Annotated in this window: 12 protein-coding genes; 7 read left to right on the top strand and 5 right to left on the bottom strand. The window is 62.3% G+C overall.

The annotated features are described in order from the left end of the window. Nucleotides 1-13: 13 nt before the first annotated feature. Nucleotides 14-3,424, top strand: a complete 3,411-nt coding sequence (locus ACAX43_RS25515) for an alpha/beta fold hydrolase (protein WP_370711183.1) — start codon at nucleotides 14-16, stop codon at nucleotides 3,422-3,424. A gap of 26 nt (nucleotides 3,425-3,450) precedes the next feature. On the opposite strand, the gene ACAX43_RS25510 is transcribed toward ACAX43_RS25515, so the two are convergent. Together ACAX43_RS25510 and ACAX43_RS25505 are read right to left on the bottom strand one after the other, a co-directional pair. Further along, nucleotides 3,451-4,899 (bottom strand): FAD-binding oxidoreductase, encoded by a 1,449-nt coding sequence (locus ACAX43_RS25510; RefSeq protein ID WP_370711182.1) that lies wholly within the window; start codon nucleotides 4,897-4,899, stop codon nucleotides 3,451-3,453. Beyond that, a complete protein-coding gene (locus ACAX43_RS25505; protein ID WP_370711181.1) occupies nucleotides 4,896-5,885 on the bottom strand; it encodes an isopenicillin N synthase family dioxygenase in 990 nt (329 codons plus the stop codon). The genes ACAX43_RS25510 and ACAX43_RS25505 overlap by 4 nt, the downstream gene beginning before the upstream one ends. Before the next feature lie 275 nt (nucleotides 5,886-6,160). Here ACAX43_RS25505 and ACAX43_RS25500 point away from each other — a divergent pair, with 275 nt between their 5' ends. The 5 genes from ACAX43_RS25500 (at nucleotide 6,161) to hutC (ending at nucleotide 10,195) form a co-directional block, all read left to right on the top strand. Then, nucleotides 6,161-6,988 (top strand): transporter substrate-binding domain-containing protein, encoded by an 828-nt coding sequence (locus tag ACAX43_RS25500; RefSeq protein ID WP_370711180.1) that lies wholly within the window; start codon nucleotides 6,161-6,163, stop codon nucleotides 6,986-6,988. Nucleotides 6,989-7,122: 134 nt separating this feature from the next. Continuing rightward, nucleotides 7,123-7,773, top strand: a complete 651-nt coding sequence (locus tag ACAX43_RS25495) for an amino acid ABC transporter permease (protein WP_370711179.1) — start codon at nucleotides 7,123-7,125, stop codon at nucleotides 7,771-7,773. A gap of 19 nt (nucleotides 7,774-7,792) precedes the next feature. Continuing rightward, nucleotides 7,793-8,455, top strand: a complete 663-nt coding sequence (locus ACAX43_RS25490) for an amino acid ABC transporter permease (RefSeq protein WP_370711178.1) — start codon at nucleotides 7,793-7,795, stop codon at nucleotides 8,453-8,455. Between the two features lie 19 nt (nucleotides 8,456-8,474). Then, nucleotides 8,475-9,344, top strand: coding sequence for an amino acid ABC transporter ATP-binding protein (locus ACAX43_RS25485; RefSeq protein ID WP_370711177.1), 870 nt, complete (start codon nucleotides 8,475-8,477; stop codon nucleotides 9,342-9,344). Between the two features lie 50 nt (nucleotides 9,345-9,394). Next, a complete protein-coding gene (gene hutC, locus ACAX43_RS25480; RefSeq protein WP_370711176.1) occupies nucleotides 9,395-10,195 on the top strand; it encodes a histidine utilization repressor in 801 nt (266 codons plus the stop codon). Nucleotides 10,196-10,274: 79 nt separating this feature from the next. On the opposite strand, the gene ACAX43_RS25475 is transcribed toward hutC, so the two are convergent. From ACAX43_RS25475 to ACAX43_RS25465, 3 genes are all read right to left on the bottom strand, one after another. Further along, nucleotides 10,275-10,955 (bottom strand): isoprenylcysteine carboxylmethyltransferase family protein, encoded by a 681-nt coding sequence (locus ACAX43_RS25475; protein ID WP_370711175.1) that lies wholly within the window; start codon nucleotides 10,953-10,955, stop codon nucleotides 10,275-10,277. Nucleotides 10,956-11,006: 51 nt separating this feature from the next. After that, nucleotides 11,007-11,846: an arylamine N-acetyltransferase gene (locus ACAX43_RS25470; protein ID WP_370711173.1), complete on the bottom strand. Its 840-nt coding sequence runs from the start codon at nucleotides 11,844-11,846 to the stop codon at nucleotides 11,007-11,009. A 190-nt stretch (nucleotides 11,847-12,036) separates the two neighbouring features. After that, a complete protein-coding gene (locus tag ACAX43_RS25465; RefSeq protein WP_370711172.1) occupies nucleotides 12,037-12,720 on the bottom strand; it encodes a hypothetical protein in 684 nt (227 codons plus the stop codon). A gap of 339 nt (nucleotides 12,721-13,059) precedes the next feature. Here ACAX43_RS25465 and ACAX43_RS25460 point away from each other — a divergent pair, with 339 nt between their 5' ends. Then, nucleotides 13,060-14,541 (top strand): carbohydrate porin, encoded by a 1,482-nt coding sequence (locus ACAX43_RS25460; protein WP_370711171.1) that lies wholly within the window; start codon nucleotides 13,060-13,062, stop codon nucleotides 14,539-14,541. The last annotated feature ends 13 nt before the right edge of the window (nucleotides 14,542-14,554 follow it).

Genomic DNA, 14,554 nt, shown 5'->3' with positions numbered 1-14,554 from the left:
CGAGGTGGTCCTGATGAACCGCTTATCGAGCGCCATGACGGCGATGCAATCGCACTACGAAGTGGTAGTGGTCGGTTCGGGCTACGGCGGTGCGATTGCCGCGAGCCGCATGGCGCGCGCCGGCCGCAGTGTGTGTGTGCTGGAACGCGGGCGCGAATTCATGGCCGGCGACTACCCGCGCACGCCGTTCGAAGGCGCCGCGCAGGTGCAATACAACACCGCCCTGGCGCAAATCGGCTCGCCGCTCGCGCTGCTCGAAGTGCACGTGAATGAAGACGTGAATGCCGTGGTGGGCTGCGGACTGGGCGGCACGTCGCTGATTAATGCGAATGTCGCGCTCGAAGCCGATCCGCGGTTATGGGACGACAACCGTTGGCCCGCTGCGCTGCGCGCCGACAAGGCGGCCCGCGACAAAGGCTACGAACTTGCCCGCGCCATGCTGCAACCGTCGTCGGTGTCCGGCGATTTCTTGCAGTTGCCGAAACTGCTGGCGCTTAAAAAATCCGCGCAGGCGCTCGGCATGGAAGACCGCTTTTACCCACCGCCGATCACCGTCACCTTCGAGGACCGCACGAATGCCGCAGGCGTCGAGCAGAAAGCCTGCGTCGGTTGCGGCGATTGCAACTCGGGCTGCAACTACGACGCGAAAAATTCGACGCACATGAACTATCTGCCCGACGCGGTCGCGCACGGTGCACACATCTTCACGGGCACAGCGGTGCATTCGGTGTTGCGCGACGCAACCACGCAAAAGTGGATCGTACGCTTTCAGGAGGTGAAACTCGGCCGCGAGCGTTATCACGCGCCCGATCTGTTCGTGAGCGCCGATATCGTCATTGTGTCGGCCGGGACGATCGGGTCCACTGCGCTGCTGCTGCGCTCGCGCAAGGAGGGGCTGACCGTTTCGGACATGCTCGGCAAACACTTCACCGGTAACGGCGACGTCCTCGCCTTCGCGTACAACACCGAGGACGTGATCAACGGCGTCGGCTGGGGTGCTCACGAGAAGGGCGAGATCCCGCCGGTCGGGCCGACCATCACCGGCATCATCGATCACCGCGACACTGCTAACGTGAAGGACGGCTTCGTGATCGAAGAAGGCTCGCTCGCCGGACCGGTTGGCGCGGCGATGATCGCCCTGCTCGGCGGCGCCGCGCCGCTCGAAGGCGTGGCCATTCCTGGGCCGCGCCCGGCCGGCGAACGCCTCGACTACGACGCGCGGGCGATCGAGAGCGTTCTGCGCGGCCCGTATCACGGCGCCCTCAACAACACGCAAACCTATCTGGTCATGGCGCATGACGACGAAAGCGGCCAGATCAGCGTGAACGACACAGGCCGGCCGCGCATCGAGTGGCCGAACGCGGGCAAGCAGCCCATCTTCCAAAAGGTTGAAGAAACGCTCGAGAAGTCGCAGGCGCTACTCGGCGGCAAATACGTGCGCAACCCGATTTCGACCAGAATGCTCAAGAACCGCACCGTCACCGTGCATCCGCTCGGCGGCTGCGGAATGGGCGAGGACGGCGCGCGCGGCGTGGTCGACCACATGGGCCGTGTATTCAGCGGCACGGCCGGCAACGCGGTGCACGATGGCCTGTATGTGATGGACGGCGCCGTGATGCCGATGTCGCTCGGCGTTAATCCACTGCTAACCATTTCCGCGTTGGCCGAACGCAATTGCGCGCTGCTCGCGGCCTCGCGCGACTGGACGATCGACTACGCGTCCAAGGGCACGGCCGGCACGCCACCGCCCCAAAAAATCGGCCTGCACTTCACCGAAACGATGGTCGGCACCTACACACCGGTCGTCGCGGGCGACGCCGCCACCAGTCCGATCGAATTCACGCTAACCGTCGAATCGGACGACCTGGCCGACATGCTGAGCAATTCGCAACATCTTGCCCAGACTGCCGGCACGCTGACCTGCCCCGCACTCTCTGCGCAACCGATGACGATCACCGACGGCACCTTCAACCTGTTCGTGGTCAATGAATCGGACGTGGACGAGCGCAACATGAACTACCGCATGACGCTCATTGCCACCGAAGGCAAGAAGTACTGCCTGACCGGTCAGAAGATCATCACGCGTACGTCGCCGATCAATCTGTGGAAACAGACCAACACGCTATACGCCGAGATTCGCGAATCGGTGCAAGCCGACTCGCCGGTGATCGGCAAAGCCACACTGATTATCACGCCCGAGAATTTCCTCAAGCAACAGCGCACGCTTGAAGTCACCCACGCGCCCGATCTGAAAACGCGCCTCGAATGGACCTTGAAGTTCGGCAAGTTTTTCGCGGGCGTGCTGTTTGACGAATACGGCGGCGTGGCGGCGCCCTTGCAGTTTTACGACCCGAAGGCAACGCCGCGCCTGAAGCGGTCGCTGCGCGCACCGGCACCGCAGGTATTCTTCTTCGACACGCCCGATGGAACCACACTGCGGCTCACGCGCTACGCTGGCCCGACCAACAAACCGGCGCGCCCATTGCTGCTGATTCACGGCTCAGGCGTATCGAGCCGGATTTACTCCACCGACCTGATTGCGACCAACCTGGTCGAATACCTGTGTGCGGCAGGCTACGACGTGTGGCTCGTCGATCTGCGTGTCAGCATCGAAATGCCAAGCGTGCTCGTGCCGACCAACGTCGACAAGATCGCCCGCGAGGACATTCCGGCCGCCGTCGCCAAGGTGCGGGAGCTGACCGGCGTGCCGCAGATTCAGGTACTGGGCCACTGCATGGGCGGCCTGGCGTTGAGCATGTCGCTGCTGTACGGCCTCGGGGGCGTGCGCTCGGCGGTCATTTCGCAGGTGTCGGCGCATCCGGTGCCGGGCACGCTGGAAAAGATCAAGGCCGGCCTGCATATCCCGGACATCATGGAGCATCTCGGTGTGCTCGACCTGAGCGCTTTTACAGAGCACAAGTCGTGGCCCCAAAACCTGCTCGATGAAGCACTACGGCTCTACCCGCTCAATCACAAACAGGGCTGCGGCAATCCGATCTGCCACCGTGCGACCTTCCTTTACGGCTTGCTCTACGAACATGAGCAATTGAACGAGACGCTTCATTCGAACCTGCAGGAATTGCTCGGCGTGCATGACGTCGAGGTGTTCAAGCATCTGGCCGCCATGGTGCGAGCAGGCAAAGTTGTCGACGCAAAAGGCAAAGACGTGTACCTGACAGGTACGGATGGCATGAAGGGCCTTGAGGGCATGCGCTTGCCGATCGGCTTCATCCATGGCGAAAAAAACGAAACCTATCTGCCGGAGAGCACCCAACTGACCTACGACATGCTGGTCCAGCACTTCCCCGAGCAGCCTTACGAGCGGCATCTGATTCCCGGCTACGGCCACCTCGACTGTATCTTCGGCAAGAACGCGGCGGCGGAAGTTTATCCGGTGATTGCGAGCTATCTGAACGCGCATTGAGCCAGAGCGCTCGATGGTCAGCCCACTCAAAACAGCTTGCCCGGATTCAGAATGCCGTGCGGGTCCAGCGCATGTTTGATCGCGGCCATTGCGGTCAATTCAGCAGGCGAGCGTGAGATCGGCAGGAACTCGCGCTTGAGCAAGCCGATCCCGTGCTCCGCCGACACCGAGCCGTGCAAGGGCCTAAGCATCTCGTAGACGAACGCATACACCGCATGATGATCGACGCCGGGGATGGAATGGCCGTCCACGGTGACATGCAGATTCGAATCGCCGATGTGGCCGAAAAAATACGACTCGTTGCCCGGCCAGCGCTGATCGAGCGCCGCGCGGCAACGGTCGACGAAAGTGCCGATCTCGCTGATAGGCAAGCTCACGTCGAAGTTGATCGCGTCGAGCCGCACCGGAAACTCCGCGGTGCATTCGCGAATCGCCCACAGCGCGCGCACGTCGGCCACCGATTGCGCGATCACCGCATCGCGGATCGCTTCTGAATCGAGCGCTTCGGTCAGCGCGGCGGAGAAGCGTTCGCCGTCGTCGCTGGCGTCGAAACTCGCGTGTTCGATCAGTGCATAAAGCGGGTGTGAGTCGGCGAACGGCGAGCGCGTGCCCGTCAGCTTCACGCCGAAATCGTAGAAATCCGGCCACATGATTTCGAACGCGCCAATGTCGTTGCCAAAACGCGTTGCCAGGCGGCGCAGCAGGTTCACGGCGGCGGCGTAACCGTCGAGTGCAACCAGCGCCGTGTGGCGCGCCGCGCGTGGCGGATGAAGCCGCAACACCGCGCGCGTAATCACGCCGAGCGTGCCCTCCGAACCGATGAACCAGTGTTTCAGGTCATAGCCGGTGTTGTTCTTGACCATCTTGCCGAGCGACGTCAGCACATCGCCGTTGGCCAGCACGACTTCGAGTCCGAGCACCTGGTCGCGCGCGGTGCCCGACTGGATCACGCGATTGCCGCCCGCGTTGGTCGCCAGATTGCCGCCGATCTGGCAAGAGCCGCGCGCGCCTAGATCGAGCGCGAGTTCGAAGCCTGCTTCGGCGGCGGCTTCCTGCGCGGTTTGCAAGGTCGTGCCGGCGCGCACGGTCAGCGTGGCCGAGGCGGCATCGATTTCTTCGACGCCAGTGAGTCGTTCTAGCGACAAGGCGATATCGGTAGAGCGTGCAATCGCGCCGCCTGCGAGGCCGGTCATGCCGCCCTGCGGCACGACCGGTTGATGGGCAGCGTGGCAGATGGCCAGAGCGCGCGAAACTTCTTCCGTGCTGCGCGGCAAGAGCAGCGCAGCGGGACGCGTCGGATCGTGGCGCGTCCAGTCGGTCATCGCGTGTTCACCGATCTGCTCGCCGACACGCACCGCGTCGTCACCGAGCGCGGCGCGTAGCGCATCGAGTGTTTCGGAAAGCGGCGCGGCGCTGTGGGTTGCGCGATGGCTTGTGTTGCTCGCCCCGCCGTTTTCCCTATTTTTATCTGTCATGCGGTGGTTCCTTGCGTTCCTTCGACTGCCTGTTTCTTCCGATAACCCATCGAATCGTTGATCCGCCCGAGGATATAGTCGCCTGCGGCGACCGGTTGGTACTTGAGGTCGGCGTCGCTGGTACCAAGCTCACGCGGATCGACCCTCGCGCCGTAAGTCGGATCATAGAACGTCGCAATCGAATAGCGCTCACGCCCCGACGTATTGATCACGCGATGCAAGGTGGAGCGGAAGCGGTCGTTGGTCCAGCGCGCCAGCAGATCGCCGACGTTCACCACGAAGCTGCCTTCGATCGGCGGTGCATCGACCCACGTATCGTTGGCGATTTCGCGCACCTGCAGGCCGCCTACCTGATCCTGCCACAACAACGTGATGCAACCGTAGTCGGTATGCGGCGCGACGCCGAACTGATCCTCGTCGGACTGGGGCGGCTGCGGCGGATAGTAGACCATCTGCGTGCGCTGCATCCGCTTCGTATAGCGTGGCGCGAAAAAATGCTCGTCGACGCCGAGGCTCACCGCCACGGCCCGCAGCAGATCGGCCCCGCACGCGGCGACCGCTTCGTAATAGCCATAGAGCGCAGGACGCAACGCCGGCATGAAGTCCGGCCAGTTGTTCGGCCCGCGCAACGCCTGCCCGGCGAGTACATCGGGATCGTCCTCCGGCAACTCGAGGCCAATGCTGAAGAACTCCTTGTAGTCGGGACGCTTCGCCTGGTACATGGTCGCGTCGCCGAGCGCATTGAAACCACGATGCCGTTGATTGACCGCCGCGCGCCGCTTGGTCTCCACCGGAAACGCGAAGAACGTGCGCGCCGCCTGTTCGGCTGCATCGATCGCCGCTTGCGGCACGCCGTGATTGACGATGTAGAAGAAGCCGATCGTCGTGCATGCTTCGTGGATTTCGTGCGCCACGCGCGTCAGAGCCTGCGGGTCGCCCGCGCGAACGCCGGCGAGGTCGATGATCGGAATGCGGGTCACGGGCATCTCCATGCTCCTTGAAAGGCGGCCAATTCAACTGACGAAAAAGGCGCGCGAATCGCTTGCGACCAACCTCGCGCGCCTCGCGCATTCCAGTTGTATATACCGCCAAAAGCGCCTTCGCAAGTCGCTTCGTAGCGCCTCAAATAAGGGCTTTTCTCTACTCGTTCGTTTATTTATTTCAAACGAAAACTGCGGTATATACTGCTTCGCATGACTCGCGCCGAGCCCGTTCCATGAGTCGCTATCGCGCAACATCGCTTTGCCAACCGGAGAATCCCATGAGCATCCTTGCAGGCTGGAAGTGTCGTTTGGTCATGATGGCGTTGTGCGCGGCGAGTGTGACCGCCCACGCGGAAGACCAGCTCGCCAAAGTGAAGAAAGCGGGCGAACTGGTGGTCGGCACCGAAATGCAGTTCGCGCCTTTCGACTTCCTTGAAAACGGCCAGCAAGCAGGCTTCAACAAGGATCTGTTCGCCGAGGTCGGCAAGGAAATGGGTGTGAAGGTGCGCTTCATCGATTTGCCGTGGCCGAGCGTGCTGCCGGGGCTCGAAGCCGGCAAGTTCGACATGGTGGGCGGCCCGCTGACGGTCACCAAGGCGCGCATGGAGCGCTACACCTACACCCTGCCGATCGCGGACGCCACCGACGCGCTGCTCAAGCGGGCCAACGATTCCTCAGTCAGGCAATCGTCGGATATCGCCGGCAAGACGGTCGGCGCGGGCAAAGGTTCGGCACAGCTCGACCAGTTGAAAACCTATGTCGCCACCTTGCCGAAGCCGCCTGAAATCCGCGAATACGTCGACAACAATCAGGCTTATGCCGATCTCGCCGCCGGCCGCATCGCGGCGGTCGCGAACTCGATGACCAATATCGCGTATGTCGCCAAGCAGCGTCCCGAAGCCTTCGCCGTGGTGCAGCCGCCGTTCGGCGCGAAAGTGTACTTTGCTTACTGCCTGCGTAAAGACGCGGACAGCAAGCCGCTCGCCGATGCCTTCAACGCCGCGCTCGTGAAAATGCACAGCGACGGGCGCCTCGCGGCCTTGCAGAAGAAGTGGTTCGGCGTTGCGATGGATGCGCCGACTACGATGCCGGCGCCGAACTATTGACGTGCTGATGCATTGACGGCCTGACGGCCTGATGGCCTGATATTTTTTGTTTTGAGGCAGGCGTTTTCGATGTATGCGATGCCGGCTCTCCGATGAGCCGCATCGCCCTCTCCGTTCTACCGAGTGCAACGCTTATGTTCAGCACGACCGTCTTCGTTCAGGGCTTGCCGCTGCTGCTGCACGCGGCGCTCGCCACCATCGGCATTTCGCTGACGGGCCTTCTGATCGGGTTCTTCGTCGCGATCGGCGTATGCGCGGCACGCCTCTCCCCTAAGCGTGCGGCCCGCATGTTCGGCGGCGCCTACGTGTTCTTCTTTCGCGGCGTGCCGATGCTGGTGCAACTGCTGCTGGTGTACTACCTGCTGCCGTTCGCCGGGATCAATGTGTCGCCCATCGTCGCGGCGGTCAGCGCCGTATCGCTGTGCTCCGCATCCTATATCGCCGAGATTCTGCGCGGCGGCTTTCTCAGCATTCCGCCGGGTCATATCGAAGCCGCGCGCATGCTTGGGCTGTCGCCATTCGATATGCTGCGGCGTATTCTGGTGCCGCAAGCATTTCGTTTGACGCTGCCCTCGCTCGTCAATGAAATGGTGCTGCTGATCAAGGCTTCGTCGTTGATCTCGGTGGTGGGCGTGGCGGAGCTGACGCGTACCGCACAGAACATCGCCGCCAGCACTTACCGTCCGCTCGAAGCGTACCTCGCCGCCGGGCTGATTTACTTCGTGATCTGCGGTACGTTGGCGCTTGTCGCGCATGCCGCCGAATACCGTTTGCAGCATGCCTGACCGAACCTGAGCCTACGTCATGCAAAAGCTCGACCCTACCGTCATCACGCACAACCTGCAGCCCATCGCCGCCGGTCTCGCGACGACACTCGGCACGTGGGCCACAGGCGTCGCGATCGGTATTCTGATCGGCTTTCTGATCGCCGTGCTGCAGCTCTTTTGCGGACGCTGGGTGCGCGGCGTATTGCGCTTTTATATCGAGCTGTTTCGCGGCACGCCGTTTCTGGTGCAACTGTTTTTGCTGTACTACGGCGGCCCATCCTTCGGTCTCACGCTTGAACCGATGACGGCCGGCATACTCGGTTTAGGCCTCTACGGCGGCGCCTATTTCGCCGAAGCCTTCCGCTCCGGTTTTCAATCGGTGCCGCCGGGTCATCTCGAGGCGGCGTCCTGTCTCGGGCTCACCCGCTGGCAAGCCGTCTTGCGCATTCAGGTGCCGCAAATGCTGGTGCTGATCGTGCCCGCGCTGACCAATCTGATTATCGTGTTGAGCAAGGAAACCGCGGTGCTGTCGATCGTCACCGTGCCCGAGCTCACGTTCGTGCTGACCGGCATCGGTTCGGCCACCTTCGCTTTCGTCGAAACGTTGCTGGTGCTGTGCGCATGCTATCTCGCGCTGGTCGAACTGACTTCGCGCGCGGGTATGTGGGCCGAAACCCGCATCGCGCGCTTCATGGCATGAACGGAATCCGGACAATCTTATGAACGCCATCGCCGACATGCCCTCCCCTGCGTCCACCGCTGCCATCGATACGCCACCCGGCGCGCCGCTGGTGGAAGTGCGCGACCTGCGCAAACGCTTCGGCGAAGTCGAAGTGCTGCGCGGTGTCGATCTCGAGATCGCCCGCTCCGAAGTGGTTTGCATTATCGGGCCGTCGGGCTCGGGCAAGAGTACGCTGCTGCGCTGCCTCGCCGCGCTCGAAACTTATGATCAGGGCGACGTGCGCATCGAGGGCGAACTGCTCGGCTATAGCGAGCGCAATGGCAAACGCGTGCGAGCGTCGCAAAGCGAGATCAATCGCGTGCGGCGCAACGTCGGCATGGTGTTTCAACAATTCAATCTGTGGCCGCACATGACGGCACTCGGCAACGTGATGGAAGCGTTGCTGCGCGCGCGCCATCTGTCACGCGACGAAGCGCGCCGCCGCGCCAATGCGATGCTCGAAACGGTCGGCCTCGCGCACAAGGGCGATGCGTACCCATCGAAACTCTCGGGCGGACAGCAGCAGCGCGTCGCGATTGCGCGCGCGCTGGCGATGGAGCCGCACATCATGCTATTTGACGAGCCAACCTCGGCGCTCGATCCGGAACTGGTCGGCGAAGTGCTGCAAGTGATGAAGCAACTCGCGCGCGACGGCATGACGATGGCCGTGGTCACGCACGAAATGGGCTTTGCCGCCCAGGTGGCGGACAAAGTGATGTTCATCGACCAGGGCCGCATCGCCGTGCAAGGCAAGCCGCGCGAAGTCTTTCACGATGCCGGGCAGCCGCGGTTGCGGCAGTTCCTGCAAAACTACTTCGACCGCAATGCGTTCTGGGCACGCGGTCCTGATGATGCGGAGCCGGTATGAGCGCGCACCTGGCTCAGCCCGTCTCACACCGATCGTAGCGAAGGCCGCCGATGTCCTCCACGGTTCGCAGCAAAGCTCACGACAAGCCGCCTGCCGCAGCGTTGAAAACCGCGCGCGTTGCAGTCGACGCACCGGCCGCGCGCTACGAACAGGTCAAAAACCATATTCGCCAGATCATCGAATCGGGCGCGCGGCAGGCGGGTGACCGTCTGCCGTCCGAGCTGGACCTGGTCGCGACGCTAGGCGTGTCGCGCATGACGGTGAATCGCGCGCTGCGTGAACTCGCCGATGAAGGACTCGTGACGCGCGTGTCCGGCGTCGGTACGTTCGTCGCGCAAACCAAGCCGCAATCGACGCTGCTGATGATCGCCCATATCGGCGACGAGATCCGCTCGCGGGGTCACGAATACAGCTACGACATGGTGCTGTCGCAACGCGAAACCGCGCCGGTGACGGTGTCGAACGCTTTGGCGCTCGCGCCCGGCACTTCCGTCTTTCATGTGATTTGCGTGCATCGCGAGAACGGTTTGCCGGTGCAGCTCGAAGACCGCTATGTGAATCCGGCGATCGCGCCGGACTTCCTGAAGCAGGATTTCTCCACGACCCGGCCGTCCGAGTATCTGTACGAGATCGTGCCGGCGCACGACGTCGAGCACGTCGTCGACGCGGGCCTGCCGACGCACACCGAAGCCGAGCTCCTCGAAATCCGCGCGGAGGAGCCGTGCCTGACGCTGATGCGCCGCACGTGGACGAGCGGTGTCGCCGTCACGTTCGCACGCTTTGTGCATCCGGGCTCGCGGTATCGGCTGGGTTGCCGCTTTTCGCCGGAGCTGTCGCAGCGCCAGGGTTAGCGGCGCAAAAGATGCGAAATTCCGCGCGCTGGAGCGGCGCGAGGCTCGTGACGCGCTTCGAATGGGCGCATTGCGCGCCTTACCAGATGAGCGGCACGAAGCGGTAGCGCACGCGTGTGGTGTAGCCGGTATAGCCGTCGAGTTGCACTGCCAGTACGCGCTCCTCGCGCACCGCGCGCCAGCCCATACCCATTATCAGCACCGGCACGCAGGCAAGACCCCACCACGAGCCGAGCAGGAGCGGCGTGCCGACGAACAGCAGCAGCGCGGCGGAGTACATCGGATGACGGACATAGGCGTAAGGGCCGGTGTCGATGACTTTGTGACCACGGCTTGCCTGGATCTTCACGACGGGCGCGGCATAGCTATTGACGCGGAACACGATCCGGCACATGAAGAGGCAGAGGAAGATGCACAGCGAGCCGAGGCTCACCAGCCATATCGGCAGCGGCGCCGACCACCGATAGCGCATCGCGTCGAGTCCCATCAGGACGAGCCAGGCGCTCCACATCAACGCGACACCCACCATGAAGAAGCGGTCCCAGCGGCTTTGCTGCGCCTGCACGATCGGCGCGAGACGCTCGGCGAGCAGGCCGGGATCGTGGCGCGCCAGCCAAAGCCCGATCCACAAACTCAGCACGCCGGTTTCGATCAGATACCACCAGCCGGCGGCCCACGCGAGCGTGCCCGCGGCGCCGAACAGCAGTACGCCCATGCATGCGAGCCAGAGTACCGTTTGCAGGATGAGGCGCGTGATCATGGTTCGTTCCTGACACTCATTGCGCTCATTGCGCTCGTTAAGTTCTTTGACTCAGGCGGCGGCCGCATCGGGGGAACGCACCCGGCCGAATAGGTCGGCGATGTCGATGTCGCCGGTGTTCAGGCCGAATTGATCGCGCAGGCAGGCGCCGAGTTCGTCTGCGTTGTGCAGTTTGCGCTCGTTGATCAGCTGGCCGTCCGCGGCGCGTTCGTTCAGTTGGTCGTTGAGCAGCGTAAGACGCGATTCCGGCAGGACCCGGCACACGATCAGGTTGTTCAGGAAGACAGAATCCGGTGCGGTCGAGGTGTACCAGTTCGAGGTTTCGTAATCGATCCATTCGACCGGGTGCAGGTCGAAACGGTAAACGCGGGACCAGGTTTCATCGCGAGACTGCACTTCGAGGTAGAGCGCGTCGTGCGATGCATCCGCCAGCCGGAACGTGCCGAGTTGCGTGGACTGCGCGGTGCCTGCGATCAGGCGCAACGGTGCTGTTAACGTCACGCTGCCGAAACCGACGTCAGCGATCCATGCTTCGTCTTTTATGTCGACGCGCAGGACCATGTGCGTGCGAGGGGGAATTGCGTCGGGTTCGCGGCCCCACAGGACGCGGCCTAGCAGGGGTGTTACTTTGAAACCCAACTGCGTCAAGGCGCTCGCGAAAAGCGCGTTTTGTTCGAAGCAATAGCCGCCGCGTTTTTGGGTTATCAGCTTTTCCTCAATCGATTCGAGGTCCAGTTTTATCGGGCGGCGGGCGAGCGGGTTCAGGTTTTCGAAGGGGATCGCTCGTGGGTGCAGCTTGTGGAGTTCCTGGAGTACTTCGAGCGTCGCCGTACGGGAGCCTGGGTAGCCTATGCGGGTGAAGTAGTTTTCCAGATTCACTGTGTGTGGCATCGGTGTCGTCCCGGTATGGGTTGGGGTGCTGGGCGCTTAAGGGCTTTGCGCTGCGCTTGACCCGGGGAGATGATCATAGCTTTTTTTGTTGCCTGCCCAGGGAAGCAGGCTTCCCTGGGCAGATCACGTCATTCTCTCAATCCTGTAAAGGCGCATACCCTTGCCTGTGCCGGGGTGGTGCAGTTCATCGTTACTGCCCACCCCTCAATGCCGACGATGCAATCGACGGCACGCTGATCCCATGGCTTGATGCAAACTGTACCGCCGAGCTCAGCGTCGACATCAACGACTGCAATTGGCCCGGCGCGGACTGCGCGATATAAGACGCGCTCTGCGCCGTCTGCGGATTCATCCCCGCCTGCAAGAGCGAAACCGGATTCATCTGGCCGATACTGCCCAGCCCCGACTGCAAACTCGAGTACTGGCTCACACCTTTACCCAGCGACGCCAACCCATCCGTGAACGCCTGCTTGTTCACCTGCGTGGCCGACGCGCCGCCGCTCGCGCGGCTCGCGAACGCCTGGGTCAGCGTCTGCGACAACGACTGCTGCGTGCTGCCCATCTGAGTCAACTGACTCACCGACGGCGTTCCGCCACTCAGCAATCCGGCCGCCTGTTGTGCCTGCCCCGCCGCGCTGCTCATTCCCATCGCCGAGGCAAGACTCGATTGGCCGCTCAGCACCTGCTGGTTCGCGCCCACGTACGTCTGCAACAACTGCGATAGGCCACCCGACGATGCGCTCGCACCTGCATCCGCCGAACTATTCCCGCCACCTATGCCGAACTGCTTCAGGTTCAACTGCGCGTTCGATACGCCACTCACCAGCACACCGCCGCTTGCAAGCAACGAAAGCAAAAGGATGCGTTTTTTCATCTCTATCTCCTGACTGTGACCTTACGGGATACTCGTGCGCTTCGACATCGCTCTCCGGCACGGGTTCGATATGAACTTCACCCTACATAAACATTACCGATTAATTCTTTTTTACTTACATTCAAATGACTGGAATTAACAGTACGTTAATTTCTAAATTACACACTCGTAATATTGATGCGAATCGTTCTCATTTGTGTTGACGCATTTATTTCGCATGCGTACGATCTCGTCATCTGCTGCATCCGGCGTCGCCGCCCGATGCAGCCAATCGCCGGCACACCGTGAAGTAACGCCGCGATGGTTAGATCAGTCGATACAACACAAACAAGGATTTCGATGAAGTTCGCTCGAACCAACAGACCCGCCGCTCAAGCGCATTCGCGTTTGCCTTCGATACGGCGCGCCGCGCTGTGCACGGCGTTCGCCTGGGCCTCGTTGACGGCCGGCGCAGCCATGGCCGAAGCCAATCCCGATGCCGCACCGGAAGCGCCTGAGGCCGACCTCAACATCAAGGCGACGCAAACGAATCAGTGGACCGGCTTCTGGAATCGTCCGACGATGCTCGGCGACATCGGCGGTTTGCGCCCCTGGCTCGGCAAATACGGCGTGACATTCGCGCTCACCGAAACCAGCGAAATTCTCGGCAACGTGCGCGGCGGTCTCGCGCGCGGCGCGGACTACGACGGCCTGACGACGGCAACCGTGCAAATGGATACGCAAAAAGCGTTCGGTTTGCCGGGCGGCCTGTTCAACGTCAGCGCATTGCAGATTCATGGGGCCAATCTCAGCGCCAACAAGCTCGGCACGCTCAACACGGCGAGCGGCATCGAAGCCGACGACACCACGCGCCTGTGGGAACTGTGGTACCAGCAGTCGTTCCTGAACAAGCGCGTCGACGTCAAGATCGGTCAGCAAAGTATCGACCAGGAATTCATCACCAGCACGAGTTCGGCACTGTTCGTCAATACGATGTTCGGCTGGCCTGCCCTGCCGTCGTATGACATGCCTAGCGGCGGCCCCGCTTATCCGCTGGCCGACCTCGGCGTGCGCGTGCGCGGCCAGATCACGCCTTCGTTGACGGCGCTGGCCGGCGTATTCGACGGCGATCCGCTCGGCAACAATCCGAACAACAAGAGCGGTACCAACTTCAACCTGCATAACGGCACGCTGTTCATCGGCGAGTTGCAGTACGCGATCAACCAGCCGGCCGACGGCGAAATGGTCGGTGCGGGCGGTGCTGGTTTGCCAGGTACCTACAAGCTCGGCGTCTGGTACAACAACGGCCGCTTCGCCGACCAGCGCTTCGACAACACCGGCCTTTCGCTTGCGAACCCGGCGAGCACCGGCATCCCGCAGAATCATCGCGGCGACTATAGCTTCTACGCGGTAGCCGACCAGATGATCTGGCGCCCGGATCCGGACGGCCCGCGCAGCCTCAACGTCTTCGCGCGCGTCATGGGCGCACCGGGCGACCGCAACCTCGTGAGCGTCGCAGCCAACCTGGGCGTCGTACTGAAAGCCCCGTTCGCCGGCCGCGACAATGACAGTGCCGGCATCGCGCTCACCTACATCAAGATCGGCAACCACACGAACGGTCTGGACCAGGACAACCTTGCATTCAGCGGCGGCCCGTACGGCGTGCGCACCAGCGAAACCGCGCTCGAAGCGACCTACCAGTATCAGGTCAACCCGTGGTGGCAGCTGCAAGCCGATGCGCAATACACGTTCAATGCCGGCGCCGGCCAGAATCCAAACGACCCGACGCAGCCGCTGCGCAACACATTCGTCATCGGCGTGCGGACCAACATCACGTTCTGATGAGGTTTGCGCT

It is taken from the genome of Paraburkholderia sp. IW21 (assembly GCF_041321145.1).
Taxonomy (GTDB): Bacteria; Pseudomonadota; Gammaproteobacteria; order Burkholderiales; family Burkholderiaceae; genus Paraburkholderia.
The sequence above is the reverse complement of the archived record's forward strand: the minus strand, read 5'-3'. Positions and strand labels throughout refer to the sequence as shown.

Coding starts and splice junctions, on each gene's coding strand:
- ACAX43_RS25510 (WP_370711182.1), bottom strand. CDS start 4,899: ATGACAGATAAAAATAGGGAAAACGGCGGGGCGAGCAACACAAGCCAT.
- ACAX43_RS25495 (WP_370711179.1), top strand. CDS start 7,123: ATGTTCAGCACGACCGTCTTCGTTCAGGGCTTGCCGCTGCTGCTGCAC.
- ACAX43_RS25500 (WP_370711180.1), top strand. CDS start 6,161: ATGAGCATCCTTGCAGGCTGGAAGTGTCGTTTGGTCATGATGGCGTTG.
- ACAX43_RS25490 (WP_370711178.1), top strand. CDS start 7,793: ATGCAAAAGCTCGACCCTACCGTCATCACGCACAACCTGCAGCCCATC.
- ACAX43_RS25470 (WP_370711173.1), bottom strand. CDS start 11,846: ATGCCACACACAGTGAATCTGGAAAACTACTTCACCCGCATAGGCTAC.
- ACAX43_RS25460 (WP_370711171.1), top strand. CDS start 13,060: ATGAAGTTCGCTCGAACCAACAGACCCGCCGCTCAAGCGCATTCGCGT.
- ACAX43_RS25505 (WP_370711181.1), bottom strand. CDS start 5,885: ATGCCCGTGACCCGCATTCCGATCATCGACCTCGCCGGCGTTCGCGCG.
- ACAX43_RS25515 (WP_370711183.1), top strand. CDS start 14: ATGAACCGCTTATCGAGCGCCATGACGGCGATGCAATCGCACTACGAA.
- ACAX43_RS25485 (WP_370711177.1), top strand. CDS start 8,475: ATGAACGCCATCGCCGACATGCCCTCCCCTGCGTCCACCGCTGCCATC.
- ACAX43_RS25475 (WP_370711175.1), bottom strand. CDS start 10,955: ATGATCACGCGCCTCATCCTGCAAACGGTACTCTGGCTCGCATGCATG.
- ACAX43_RS25465 (WP_370711172.1), bottom strand. CDS start 12,720: ATGAAAAAACGCATCCTTTTGCTTTCGTTGCTTGCAAGCGGCGGTGTG.
- hutC (WP_370711176.1), top strand. CDS start 9,395: ATGTCCTCCACGGTTCGCAGCAAAGCTCACGACAAGCCGCCTGCCGCA.